Source organism: Sorangium sp. So ce204, from assembly GCF_051526795.1.
Taxonomy (GTDB): Bacteria; Myxococcota_A; Polyangia; order Polyangiales; family Polyangiaceae; genus Sorangium; species Sorangium cellulosum_B.
Window position 1 is genome coordinate 13,359,884 of the sequence record NZ_CP150317.1, and the last position, 11,833, is coordinate 13,371,716.

Here is an 11,833-nt window from a genome sequence, read left to right on the forward strand (position 1 = left end):
GGTCTCAACGCGCGACAGAGAGTCCATGACAGGCGAGTCGCTTCGTGCGCATCTTCGGGAAACATTGGAAACACCTATGACAAAGTCAAAGCAGAATCAGTTCTCTCGTTGGTCCCTACTGGCGTTCGCGTCAGTCGCGCTGGCTGGCTGCGGCGATGATACCAATCCCACAGGGCCCTCGAGCAGCTCATCGTCTTCTAGCAGCTCTTCCTCCTCCAGCTCGTCTTCGAGCAGCTCCAGCTCATCGTCGAGCAGCTCCAGCTCGTCTTCGAGCAACTCCAGCTCATCGTCGAGCAGCGCCAGCTCGTCTTCGAGCAGCTCCAGCTCGTCTGGTGGCGATCTCGCATTGGTGGTCGCCATCAACTCCGGTGGTACTTCGAGCGCGACGGTCGACGGCGTGGAGTACCAGGCGGACAAATACGCTAGCGGTGGTACGGCCAACAGCACGCAAGACTCTGTTGTCGGTGGGCAGCTTTATCAAACAGAGCGGTATGGCTCATTCAAGTATGAAATTCCGGTCACCGCCAACGGCAACTACACCGTGAAGTTGCATTTCGCGGAGATCAATAAAACCAGCGCTGGAGCGCGCAGCTTTGACGTTGCGATCGAAGGTAACTCCGTTATCAGCGATCTGGATATCTATGCCGAAGTTGGCCATGACGTGGGCCACACGGAGACCTTCGCGGATGTCGCGGTGAATGACGGTAGCGTCACCATTGAGCTGATCAAGGGTGTAGATAACCCCACCATCGCAGGGTTTGCTATTTTCTCCAATGATGGAGAGCTGGATACAGCGGTCACGCCCCTCCCCGATTTCTCCAAGTACTCAGCCTACACTCAGAAATACACTGAGAAGACTGTGATCAATTCGAATCACGCGACGGGGCACGTCGGTGATTTCTTCTTCACTCACTGGAAGGATGGCGGCTCGACATCGATGACCGTGGACCCGAACGGCGAGTTCAGCGTGACCTGGCAGGGCGGCGGCTATAACTATGTCGGTGGTCCAGGGTGGCATTACGGAGATGAGAAGAGGGTGATCGGCTACCGCCTCAACAACGACAGCGGCGCGAGCTACATCGCTCTGTACGGCTGGGGGTACGACAAGAGCATGCCCACCTCGAACGCGGCACACCTGGTGGAGTATTACATCCTGCAGCGATGGAGCTATGATCCCAGCGCGGGTGCTACCCCTGGCAAGACCTTCACGAGCGATGGGGTCGAGTATTCCACGTACCGCTCGACGCGGAATCAGCAGCCCTCCATCAATGGTCGCTCCACTTTCTACCAGTACTGGAGCAAGCCCGCTCGGGCGCAGGCCCTCGGACAGGACCACAAGATCATCTTCGCCGATCACGTGAAGGCATGGTCCGACAACGGCTGGACTCTCCCGAACATGAACAACCTGGATGCGAGCGACGATCCCACCTATCAGGTCCTGGCCGTCGAGGTGTTCAACCCCGGTAGCAATGGAACTGCATCGGGTCGCGTCTGGAACGCGACGCCCTGATCCAAAGAAAATGTGGCGCTCCTGAACGTTTCGTGGGCGTACGGCGCGAACGCCCGCCGAATGCCTCGATGGCGCCGTGCTCGACGCCATCGAGGCTCTCCGCTTCGCTCCGACCCGCTTCGCGGGCGGCCTCCGCCCAGCCGCCGGCGCCGGCCGGCGGTGCCGAGCGATTCGCGCGCGTGCCCGTCGCGAGGCCGCGAAGCGTCGCTCAGCGGATCGGGCCGGCGACCCTCGGCGGCGAGGCGGGGGCCGCCTCCGCGGCGGGCTCGAGCGGCGCGCAGCCGTCGGCGGCGAAGGGGCCGATCGCCGGCTCGCCCTTGACGAACGCCGAGACGCGGCGCATCCGCTCGGCGAACGCCGCCTCGGTCTCGGCCCGCCGCGGGTCGGCCGCGAGCGGGACGGTCCCGAGGCCCTCGCTGCGCACCGGGCAGATCTCGGCGAGGGGCGGCGCGCCCCGCCGCAGGCGCAGGCGCGCGATCATCGCGAGCTCGACCGCGGGGCCGGTCCTCTTCACCTTCATGATGAAGTTGCCGAGGCTGTAGAAGATGGGCCGGCCGCGGCGGAGCTCGATGCCCTGGAGCACGTGCGGGTGGTGGCCGAGGAAGGCGTCGGCGCCCGCGTCGATGGCGGCGCCGGCGAGCGCGCGCGCCTGGGGCAGCGGGGTGTCCAGGTACTCGGTGCCGCCGTGGTAGCTCACGACGACAGCGTCCACGCCGGGCTGCTTGCGCGCGGCGCGCACCGCGGCGGCGAGCCCGTCCCGCTCCGCGGCGGCGACGAACTCCCGCGCCGGGTGCTGCCAGAGCGAGCCCTGGTTCCAGATGCCGGTCACGGCGAGCAGCGCCACGCGGAAGCCGCGGTGCTCGATGATGGCCGGCGCGTACGCCTGGAGCCGCGTCCGGCCGGCGCCCACGTAGGCGACGCCCGCGCGCTCCAGGTGGCCGAGCGTCTCGAGGAACGCGCCCTTGCCGTAGTCCCACATGTGGTTGTTCGCGAGCGACACAACGCCGATGCCGGCGCGCGCGAGCGCGTCCGCGCCGGCCGGCGGGCCCGTGAACACGAGCGGCTGGCGCGGGTGCTGGGTCTCGCCGCCCTGGTCGCTGAGCTGGTTCTCGAGGTTGACGAAGCGCACGTCGGCGGACGCGAACAGCGCCGCGACGGAGGCGAACGGATCGTACGCCGGATCGCGGAGCAGCTCCTGGCCGAGCGCCTTGCCGAGGCAGACGTCGCCGCCGGCGAGGAGCGTGATCGCGTCGGCCGGCGCGGCGGTGGCGTCTGCCGGCGCGGCGGTGGCCGCGGCGGCCGGTGCGGCGGTGGCGGCCGGCGCGGCGGTGGCGGCCGGCGCGGCGGTGGCGGCAGCCGGCGCGGCGCGGGCTCCCCGGGTCGCTTCCGCGACGTCGCGCGGCACGGCCGGCGCGACGGCGGGCGGAGGCGCGAGCCCGGCACCCACGTTGGCGGGCTGCTCACAGCCGATCTGCGCGGCGGCTGCGCACATCGCGAGGAAGAAAGGGGCAGGGCGCATCTCGAGCGGCGTCTCGGCGCGCATTATCCACGGGCCCGCGGCCGCGCCCAAGTATCCGGTGGTACGCCCGCCGACGTTCGTGCCACCATCGCCGCGCGTTGAGCAGGCCCAGAAGAGCCGCGGCGTCGATCGGCGGCCGCGCTCTCTCGATGGACGTCCGGCCCGCTCCAGCGCGATCTACTCGGGATTGGACGCGCGCTCGTGCGCGGGTTGCTTGGAAGGCCTTATCTCCATGGTGAATCGAAGACGTGAGACTCCCTCGGGCTCGACGCTGGTCTCCTCGCGCGGCGCGACGCCGGCGAGCACGCGCATCGTGCCGGGCCCCGCGGCGCGCGACGAGGCGCGCGACGAGGAGCGCAAGGACGGCTGGGGCTTCGCCGACACCCGGTTCGTCGTCAAGCCGAGCGGCAGCGTCGTGCTGACCGGCACGCGGTACAGCATCAGCAACGTCGAGCTGCCGTCGCTGCTCCCGTGGATGTCGGCCACGCTCGCCGCGCCGCTCTCCTACGAGAACCGCAACGAGCCGCACTACCCGCCCAAGATCCCCGACGCCAGGGTCGCGAGCGAGCTCGTCGCCGCGCTCCGCGGCTTCCTTTCGGACGATCAGATCTCGCAGGACCCGCTCGTGCGCCTCCGGCGCGGCCACGGCCACACCGGCGCCGAGATCTGGGCGATCCGCTACGAGCGCCTCGAGCGCGTCCCGGATCTCGTCGTGTTCCCCGCGTCGCACGACGACGTCGTGCGCCTCACCGAGGTCGCCAAGCAACACGGCGCGTGCCTCGTCCCGTTCGGCGGCGGCACCAACGTCACGGACGCCCTGCGCCTGTCGATCCACGAGGAGCGGACGGTGATCGCCGTCGACATGCGGCGCATGAACAGGATCCTCTGGCTCGATCCCGTGAACCGCATGGCCTGCATCGAGGCGGGCGCGACCGGGCGGCACATCGTCGCGGAGCTCGAGAAGCACGGGCTCACCATGGGGCACGAGCCCGACAGCCTCGAGTTCTCGACGCTCGGGGGGTGGATCGCGACGAACGCGAGCGGGATGAAGAAGAACCGGTATGGCAACATCGAGGATCTCGTCCTCGACATGCAGGTCGTGACCGCGCGCGGCGTGGTCGAGCGGCCGCACGTGGCCCCGCGCGAGAGCGTCGGCGCCAACCCGAAGAACTGCATGTTCGGCAGCGAGGGCAACTATGGAATCGTCACCAGCGCTGTCGTCAAGCTGTTCCCCCTGCCCGAGGTCCAGCGCTACGGCAGCGTCATCTTCCCCGACCTCGGGCGCGGGCTCGCTTTCCTCTACGACCTGCAGGCCGCCGGCGCGCTGCCCGCGAGCGTGCGTGTCATGGACAACACGCAGTTCCATTTCGGTCAGGCGCTCAAGCCGAAGAAGTCCGGGCTGCTCGCCCGGGTGAAGAGCCAGGCGGAGAAGCTCGTGGTGACCCGGATCAAGGGCTTCGATCCGCACCAGCTCGCCGTCGCCACCCTCGTGTTCGAGGGGACGAAGGAGGAGGTCGACTTCCAGGAGAAGACGCTCTACCGCATCGCGGCGCAGCACGGAGGGATGAAGGCGGGCGCGGCGAACGGCGAGCGCGGCTATCAGCTCACCTTCGGCATCGCGTACATCCGCGATCTCACGTTCGAGCACTGGGCGATCGCGGAGAGCTTCGAGACGAGCGTCCCGTGGAGCCGGGCGCTCGAGCTCTACGACCGGGTGCGCCAGCGCATCCTGCGCGAGCACGAGCAGCGGCGCCTGCCGGGCAAGCCGTTCTTCACGGGGCGTATCACCCAGGTCTACCCCACGGGGGTCTGCATCTATTTCTATCTCGGCTTCTACGCCAAGGGCGTCGACGACCCCGTGCGCCATTACGCCGAGATGGAGCACGCCGCGCGAGAGGAGATCCTCGCCGCCGGAGGGTCGCTGTCTCACCACCACGGGATCGGCAAGATCCGGCAGGATTTCGTGAAGGACATCTACTCGGACGGCGCGCGCGCCTTCATGCAGCAGGTGAAGCAGGCCGTCGATCCGGACAACCTGTTCGGCGCGGCGAACCACGGCGTGCTCGGCGAGGTCGCGCTCTCGAGCGCGGAAGAGCAGGGGCGAGCGCCCTCGCCTTGACCCTGGGCGGCGCGGCCGCCGGCGGGGCGCGGCGCTGCTGCCCCGGTGCCAAATTGGTTGCGCATCGCAACCATCCGTGGTCTCCTCGACGGGTGACCACGAGAGAGCTCCGCTCGGAGGTCCGCGCCTTCGTGCGCGGTTTCGGTCTCCTGGACGAGGAGCGCACGCCGTGCGGCGTCCGGGTGGCGCCGCGCGAGGCCCACGCCCTGACGGTCCTGGCGGACGCCGAGCGGGCGGGAGAGCAGCTCTCCCAGAGCGACCTGCGGCGGGCGCTCGGCATCGACAAGAGCAATGTCACCCGGCTGATACAGCGCCTTCGCGAGGATGGCCGGGTGGAGCAGGACGTCAGCGAGGAAGACGGGCGGGTCCGCCGCCTGCGGCTCACCTCGACCGGGCGCCGCATGGCGGGGCGACTCGAGGGGCAAAGCCTGCTGCGGTTCCAGTCGATCGTGGACGCCATCCCCTGCGAGGAGCGCGCCGCCGTGGTGCGCGCGCTGCACGTCCTGAATCGCGCGCTCTCGCGCGTGACCCGCGCGACAGAGGAGCAACCCCATGCGAGCGATGCGAGCGACTCTCCCTAGCGTTCTTCTCGGGCTCCTCGGAGCTCTCCTGATGTCCCCGATCGCCTCCTGCACGCCTTCCAGCGAGACCGCAGCGGGTTCCAGCGAGACCGCCGCGGGACCCGCGCCGGGCGCGCCGGCGGCGGTGCAGGTCCGCTCGTTCGGCGCGCTGCGCGCCATCATGCACGAGGGGCAGACGGGGCCCGCCGTGCGCATCGGTGATGTGGTGCCGGGCCCGCGCGCGTTCGGGATCGGGGCGCTCAGCGCGCTGCGCGGGGAGGTGACGGTCGTCGACGACGCGATCTGGACCTCCTATGCGCGCGACGACGGGACCCTCGACGTGCGCCCCGCCGGGGCGGACGAGGAGGCGACGCTCTTCGTCGTGGCGAACGTCGCGCGCTGGCAGGAGGCGACGCTCGACGCCGACGTGCCTGACGGGCAGATCGACGCGCGCATCGAGGCCTTGCTGCGGGAGCGCGGGCTCGACACGGAGGGCGCTGTCCCGGTCCAGGTGCGCGGCGGCTTCCGCGATCTCCGCTGGCACGTCATCGACGGGAGAAAGCTCGCCCCCGGCGGCGGTCACGCGGACCATGTGCGGGCGTCGGTGAACGGAGCGCTCCCCGCCGCCGAGGGGGTGCTGGTGGGCTTCTTCTCGAAGCGCCACCACGGCGTCTTCACGCACATGGGGTCGAACACGCACTTTCACGTCGTCCTGCCGGAGCGACCGCTGATGGGCCACGTGGACGGCGTGACGCTCGCCCGCGGCGCGCGGGTCCTCCTGCCGGCTCCTTGAGGCTTGGCACGAGCGCACCGGCGGCGGCGCTCGGCGCGCGCCGCGGCGCATGTTCCGGGCAGGGGTGGTATGCAGGACGGCGGTGCAGCTCATGACGGCGCCCTCGGAGGACGGCGGCGGGGCGGGCCGCGTGGCCGGCCTCGCGGGCGTCGTGCTGTGCGGCGGACAGAGCCGCCGGATGGGGCGCCCCAAGGCATGGCTGCCGTTCGAGGGCGAGGCGCTGCTCCAGCGGGTGGTGCGGCGCCTCGGCGAGGCGGCCTCGCCGCTCGTGGTGGTCGCGGCGCCGGGGCAGGAGCTGCCGCCGCTGCCGGAGGGGGTGCTGCTCGTGCGCGATCCGGTGGAGGGCCGCGGGCCGCTTCAGGGCATCGCGGCCGGGCTCGATGCGATCGCGCCGCTCGCCGAGCGGGCCTACGTCGCCTCGACCGACGCGCCCTTCCTGCACCCCGCCTTCGTGCGGCGCCTCGCGGATCTCCAGGCGGGCGGCCACGCCATCGCGGTGCCGCGGGCAGAGGGGCACCATCACCCGCTCGCCGCGGTGTACGCGTGCTCCGTGCGCGGCGAGGTGGCGGCCTTGCTCGCCGAGGGCAGGCTGCGGCTCTCCACCCTGTTCGAGCGGGCGCGCACCCTCGTCGCGGAGCCGGAGCTCCTGCTCGCGGATCCGCGGCTCCGCGCCGCGGATCCGGCGCTGCGATCGCTGCGCAACCTGAACACGCCCGAGGACTACGCGGCGGCGCTGCGCGAGCTCGACTGACCCGGCCTAGTCGCCGCGCGGCGCCGGCGCGCTCGTCGCCGCCGCGCCCCCGGGCTCGCCCCTCGTGATGAGGATCCGCTGCTCTCCGTGCCTGGGCAGGATCACGCGATCCGGCCCCAGGCCGCGCGCGGCCATGACGCGCCGGAGCTCGCGGGGCGCCTCTCCGAACGTATCGGTGCTGTTGATGAACGTGTCGAAATGGATAGCCATCATCCGCCGCGCCCCGAGGTCGAGGAAGGCCTGCACCGCCTCCGCCGGATCGACGTGCTTGCTCTCCATGAACTCGCGCGGCCCCACCGGCGCGATCGGCAAGAGGGCCAGATCGATCGAGGGGAATCGCCCGCGCGTCTTCACGAAGCCATCGCGGTCGTAGGCTGTGTCGCCGCCGAAGTAGACCGTGATTCCATGGTACTCGACGACATACCCCGTGAAGCTCTCCGCCATCCAGTCCCGGTCCAGCCCGTAGCGATAGCCGGAGTGCAGCACCGGGACGGCCGTGATCTTGAGATCTCCCTGCCGCCATGTCGTCCAGGTCGGGACCTCGAACGAGGCGAAGCGATGGTTGGGCACGTAGACGAGCCCGCCCCGAGGCACGAGCAGCGCGCGGACCTTCGGCTCGATCAGGGACAGCGACCCGAGCGAGAGGTGGTCGAGGTGCATGTGCGAGATCAGCACGGCGTCGATGGGCGGCAGGTCCTCCGGGGCGAGCCCCGGCTCGACGAGCCGCTTCACCATGAGGCCCACCGTCGACGTGAAGACGGGGTCGGTCAGGATCCATCGGTCGTCGATCTGCACGAGCACGGTCGCGTGCCCGACCCAGAGCGCGGCGAGCCTCGCCTCGGGGCGGTACGGCGCGCGCACCTTGTCCGGCACGGGCAGCGGGCTCGCGAACAGCCTCGCCACGTTGCTCTCCAGGATGCGCGCGGGCACGCCGCACGACAGGCCCGCGAGCGCGAGGAGCGCCGCGGCGGACAGGCGAGCTTGCGACGAGGAGGAGCGCGTGGCCATGCGCGGCGTCAGAAGTAGCGGATGCTGAGCGTGATCGTGGTCGATCGCAAGGCGGCCGTCGGCGTCGCCGCCACCTGCGCGCCCAGGGCGCCGAACAGGGTGTAGACCCCCGCCTCGTACGAGGCCGCCACCTGCCCTCGAGCAAAGAGCGCGGACCCGCCGAGCGAGCAGGACAGGTAGTCGCCGCTGTCGAGGAGCGGGAAATAGGCGCGGACCCCGCCCCGGATCACCCAGCGATCGGCGAACGCGCCCGGACGGGCGACGTACCCGGGCGAGCCGAAGAGCTCGATCGAGCCGGCGTGACGCGTGAGCGGCTCCGCGATGAAGGCGCGCCACGGCGAGAGCTTGCGGTTGATGCCGAACGAGTAGAGCAGCGGCGTCACCTGCCAGCGGAACCCGAAGCGCGCCCCGCCCGGTTCGAGCCACAGCTCGGGGCTCGGCACGAGCTGGACGAGGAGCCACGCCAGCGTGGGGCGGATGTCGGGCTCCGTGGCGGCGGTCGCCGGCGCCGCCTGCCGCGGCGCCTCGGGCGATGCGCCCACGGCGAGCGGCGACGCGCCCACGGCGAGCGGCGATGCGCCCGCGGCGAGCGGCCAGAGCAGCCAGCCGACCACGGCGGCGCAAGCGGCCAGCGCACGAGCGCGGCGTCGCGCGAGGGAGCGCGCTCCGGGCATGCCGCGGCTACGGCGCGTCGCCGTACACCCTGCCGAGCTGCTTGTAGAGGAACCGCGCCGCGTGCTCTCCATAGGGCGTCTGCGCCGCGTACACGTCCGGCGAGGCGATCGGCGCGTGCGCCGCCAGCGCGCCTGGCCGCCCGAGCCGGGCGAGATCTTCGCTGAGCGCCTCCATCGAGGGATATCGGTTCTCCGGCCGCTTGCGCAGGCACTTCGCGATCACCGCCTCGAGCGCCCGCGACGCCGGGCTCTCACCCAGGTTGAGCGGCGGGGGCGGCGTGACGAGCTGGTTGGCCAGCACCACGGCCTCGTCCATGGCGGGCGCCAGGGCAGGGGAGGAGGCCCGCGCGACGCTGAAGGGGAGGCGGCCGGTGAACATCCGGTACATGAGCATGCCGAAGCCGTAGACGTCCGTGCGCCCGTCGGGAGGGTCGCTGACGGTCTGCTCCGGCGCCATGTACTCCAGGGTGCCGACGGTCACCCCGGCCTGCGTGAGCCCCGAGTGCTCGTACAGCTTCGCGAACCCGAAATCGACGACCTTGGCCGCCCAGGCGTCGCCCTTCTCCCCCACGAGGAACACGTTGGCGGGCTTCACGTCGCGGTGGACGATCCCCGCGCGGTGGGCCGCGCCGAGCCCGGCCGCGGCCTGCAGGAGAAAGGGGACGCCCGCCTCCGGGGACAGCCGCTTCTCGCGCAGGAGCAGCGAGCTCAGCGACTCGCCGAAGAGGAACTCCAGCACGAGGTAAGGCGACCCTTCATGGAGGCCGATGTCGAGGACCTCGACGATGTTCGGGTGAACGACCGTGGCCGCGGCCTTGGCCTCCAGGAGGAACCGCGCCTTCACCTTGGGCTCGCGGCGGAACCTCGTTTCCAGGAGCTTCAGCGCGACGGGCGCGCCGCTCTTCGTGTCCTCCGCCAGGAACACCTGCGCCATGGCGCCGCTGCCGATCAGGCCCCGCACCCGGTACCGCTCGGCGACGATCGCGCCCACGTGCTCGGTGGGCTGGGACCGGAGCCGCCGGATGTCGTGGCTCGCGACCAGCTTCTCTCCGTCGTGCGGGCAGAAGCGGTGGTCATCCGCGTACCGCCGGTGGCAACGAGGGCACAACATGAGGTCCCGTCCTCGGGGATAGCGCTTCCGCCGCCCTTTTTGCAAGACCCGACGTGCGCGGCGGCCGCGCGAAGGGCGTGCGGCGACGGATCTCCCGAGCTCGGCATCGCGCTCGTCCGGCGGTGCTCCCCGGCACCTATCTGCCACCCATCGGCCGCGATAGGCCGCACCGCTCGGGCCGCGTCCCTCCTCGCCCGCATTGCTGACACCACCAGCTCGTTTTGCCCGGCTGCTCGGATGTCTTCGGCGCCCTCGGCTTCACGGAGGTCCCCGCGAGCTTTTCCGCCGCTTGCGGCGCCTTCTCGACAGGCTTGCGCGCCGTCGAGAGCTCCGCTCGCAGCACCCGCACCTCCAGCGCGAACGAGTCCCGCTCGGCGCTCGCCTGCCGGGCCTCCTCCAGCGCAGCCTGGCGCTCCGTTTCTGCGACAGCCTTCGCCGACTCCAGGGCGGCGTGCGCCGCGTGCTGCGCCTGCCGCGCCGCTGCGGCCTCGCGCAGCGCGGCCGCGGCGTCGCGCTGGGCCGCGTCTTGCGCCTGCCGCGCCGCTGCAGCCTCGCGCTGCGCTGCGTCCCGTGCATGGCGAGCGGCCTCCGCGCCGCTGCGCATGGCCTCGGCCTCGCGCTCCCGCGCCGACGCGGCATGGGCCGCCTCTCCTTCCGCGGTGAGCGCGCGCCGCGTGTCCTCGAGAGCCCGCCGTAGCTGCCGTCGCCCCCGCTCGGCGACGATCGCCGCCACGAGCGTGAGGGCGAGCGGGACGGAGTGCCGCGCGGCGGCGGGCGGGTGCGACATGGCCGAGTCGTGCACGGGTGCCTCGGCAGACTGCCCGGCGAACACTGCGCTTTGTGACCTCTACGCGTGGGCGGGTAGTCAATGTCTGACGAGCTGCAACGCGGACACGGATTGCATCGCTGGCGCCTTCTGCACGGGAAACATCATGATTCCCGGAACATGCCAGGCGCACACCGTGCTGTTGCTCGGCGGCGCGGACGACATCCTCGGAGCCCACTTCCATCCCGGCGAGGGTTTGCTGGCAATGCCTGGCAACCTTTCGGGTACGTCGAGGACACGACCAGGTCAGAATTGGCACCTGATATCGCGGCACCACCGTCGGACCGCCCGGCGATGGTCTACACGCATGGCATCAGGGTGAACGGGTCGGACGTCCTGGAAATCCGGGCGAGGGAAAGGAACGCCGAGAATGCATGGGTGCTTGAGCCTGTGCTCAGCACGAACGTTTCAGGGGGCACGCCGTCCTCGACCGTGCCGTCCTCGATCATCGCCTTCCGCGGCGGGAGCGGGGCCGATCTGCTGGGTGGTCCTCGTTGACTCGGCAGGGGGAATGTACTGGAGGAGGCGGACGGGAACGACGACGTTGAGCCCGTTGCTGCGAATCGGAACGCTTACGACGAGTCATCAGGTCGCGCTCGCCGCTCTCGACGGGGGGCTTGTCGTGATGGCCTACCGATCGAGCTCCAGCGGGTCAGCGGGAACGTTGTATACTAGGTTCTTCAACCCGAGCGGCAGTGGCAGCTGGTCGACGGCGACGCAGCCCGTCAGCGGCATCCGCATCGTGGGCTCTCCGGCGCTGGCCCGCGGCGTGGGCGCCGGCACCTCGGCAGCGGCCTCCGTGGAGCTCGCCTACGTGCTCGACTCGACCGGCGGTGGTTCTGGCACATCCGGTGCCATTCGTCACACGCGGTGCACCGCAATGACCTCCGGCGCCTGCAGCAGCTGGACCCCCATGCTCTACGTCGAATGAAGACGCACTGACCGATGGCGTCGCTCGGGCG

At 70.7% G+C, this 11,833-nt stretch carries 12 protein-coding genes; 6 read left to right on the forward strand and 6 right to left on the reverse strand.

The window, feature by feature from the left end; translation table 11 throughout:
- Nucleotides 1-96 precede the first annotated feature (96 nt).
- Nucleotides 97-360 carry a hypothetical protein gene (locus tag WMF22_RS50700; protein ID WP_438034418.1) on the reverse strand — a complete coding sequence of 88 codons (264 nt, stop codon included), beginning with the start codon at nt 358-360 and terminating at the stop codon, nt 97-99.
- Between WMF22_RS50700 and WMF22_RS50705 the strand changes: the two genes are divergently transcribed.
- A complete protein-coding gene (locus tag WMF22_RS50705) occupies nt 350-1,510 on the forward strand; it encodes a glycoside hydrolase family 11 protein (RefSeq protein WP_438034419.1) in 1,161 nt (386 codons plus the stop codon). The two genes, WMF22_RS50700 and WMF22_RS50705, sit on opposite strands and share 11 nt — an antisense overlap.
- 208 nt (nt 1,511-1,718) lie before the next feature.
- Here WMF22_RS50705 and WMF22_RS50710 read toward each other — a convergent pair whose 3' ends face one another.
- Complete coding sequence (locus WMF22_RS50710) at nt 1,719-3,029, reverse strand: CapA family protein (RefSeq protein WP_438034420.1); 1,311 nt, start codon at nt 3,027-3,029, stop codon at nt 1,719-1,721.
- 232 nt (nt 3,030-3,261) lie between these two features.
- On the opposite strand from WMF22_RS50710, the gene WMF22_RS50715 reads away from it, so the two are divergent.
- The 4 genes from WMF22_RS50715 (at nt 3,262) to mobA (ending at nt 7,252) form a co-directional block, all read left to right on the forward strand.
- Nucleotides 3,262-5,148: an FAD-binding oxidoreductase gene (locus WMF22_RS50715; protein WP_437297039.1), complete on the forward strand. Its 1,887-nt coding sequence runs from the start codon at nt 3,262-3,264 to the stop codon at nt 5,146-5,148.
- Between the two features lie 131 nt (nt 5,149-5,279).
- The gene (locus tag WMF22_RS50720) at nt 5,280-5,729 is read left to right on the forward strand and encodes a MarR family winged helix-turn-helix transcriptional regulator (RefSeq protein ID WP_438034421.1); all 450 of its coding nucleotides are present in this window, start codon (nt 5,280-5,282) and stop codon (nt 5,727-5,729) included.
- Between the two features lie 31 nt (nt 5,730-5,760).
- Entirely contained in the window at nt 5,761-6,501 is a 741-nt protein-coding gene (locus WMF22_RS50725; protein ID WP_437297041.1) for an acetolactate decarboxylase, read from the forward strand.
- A gap of 91 nt (nt 6,502-6,592) precedes the next feature.
- On the forward strand, nt 6,593-7,252 hold the full coding sequence (gene mobA, locus WMF22_RS50730; protein WP_437301699.1) for a molybdenum cofactor guanylyltransferase: 660 nt from the start codon (nt 6,593-6,595) through the stop codon (nt 7,250-7,252).
- Between the two features lie 6 nt (nt 7,253-7,258).
- Here the strand turns inward: mobA and WMF22_RS50735 are convergent, their stop codons facing one another.
- From WMF22_RS50735 to WMF22_RS50750, 4 genes are all read right to left on the reverse strand, one after another.
- A complete protein-coding gene (locus WMF22_RS50735; protein WP_438034422.1) occupies nt 7,259-8,260 on the reverse strand; it encodes an MBL fold metallo-hydrolase in 1,002 nt (333 codons plus the stop codon).
- A gap of 8 nt (nt 8,261-8,268) precedes the next feature.
- Complete coding sequence (locus tag WMF22_RS50740; RefSeq protein ID WP_438034423.1) at nt 8,269-8,874, reverse strand: hypothetical protein; 606 nt, start codon at nt 8,872-8,874, stop codon at nt 8,269-8,271.
- A gap of 67 nt (nt 8,875-8,941) precedes the next feature.
- Nucleotides 8,942-10,045 carry a serine/threonine-protein kinase gene (locus WMF22_RS50745; protein WP_438034424.1) on the reverse strand — a complete coding sequence of 368 codons (1,104 nt, stop codon included), beginning with the start codon at nt 10,043-10,045 and terminating at the stop codon, nt 8,942-8,944.
- Nucleotides 10,046-10,181: 136 nt separating this feature from the next.
- Nucleotides 10,182-10,832: a hypothetical protein gene (locus WMF22_RS50750; protein WP_438034425.1), complete on the reverse strand. Its 651-nt coding sequence runs from the start codon at nt 10,830-10,832 to the stop codon at nt 10,182-10,184.
- A gap of 703 nt (nt 10,833-11,535) precedes the next feature.
- Between WMF22_RS50750 and WMF22_RS50755 the strand changes: the two genes are divergently transcribed.
- A complete protein-coding gene (locus tag WMF22_RS50755) occupies nt 11,536-11,802 on the forward strand; it encodes a hypothetical protein (protein WP_437297046.1) in 267 nt (88 codons plus the stop codon).
- Nucleotides 11,803-11,833 lie beyond the last annotated feature (31 nt).

Excerpts from the sequence above, each read along its gene's own strand:
- WMF22_RS50700 (WP_438034418.1), bottom strand. The coding sequence starts at position 360 with ATGGCGACCACCAATGCGAGATCGCCACCAGACGAGCTGGAGCTGCTC.
- WMF22_RS50710 (WP_438034420.1), bottom strand. The coding sequence starts at position 3,029 with ATGCGCCCTGCCCCTTTCTTCCTCGCGATGTGCGCAGCCGCCGCGCAG.
- WMF22_RS50715 (WP_437297039.1), top strand. The coding sequence starts at position 3,262 with ATGGTGAATCGAAGACGTGAGACTCCCTCGGGCTCGACGCTGGTCTCC.
- WMF22_RS50725 (WP_437297041.1), top strand. The coding sequence starts at position 5,761 with ATGTCCCCGATCGCCTCCTGCACGCCTTCCAGCGAGACCGCAGCGGGT.
- mobA (WP_437301699.1), top strand. The coding sequence starts at position 6,593 with ATGACGGCGCCCTCGGAGGACGGCGGCGGGGCGGGCCGCGTGGCCGGC.
- WMF22_RS50735 (WP_438034422.1), bottom strand. The coding sequence starts at position 8,260 with ATGGCCACGCGCTCCTCCTCGTCGCAAGCTCGCCTGTCCGCCGCGGCG.
- WMF22_RS50745 (WP_438034424.1), bottom strand. The coding sequence starts at position 10,045 with ATGTTGTGCCCTCGTTGCCACCGGCGGTACGCGGATGACCACCGCTTC.
- WMF22_RS50750 (WP_438034425.1), bottom strand. The coding sequence starts at position 10,832 with ATGTCGCACCCGCCCGCCGCCGCGCGGCACTCCGTCCCGCTCGCCCTC.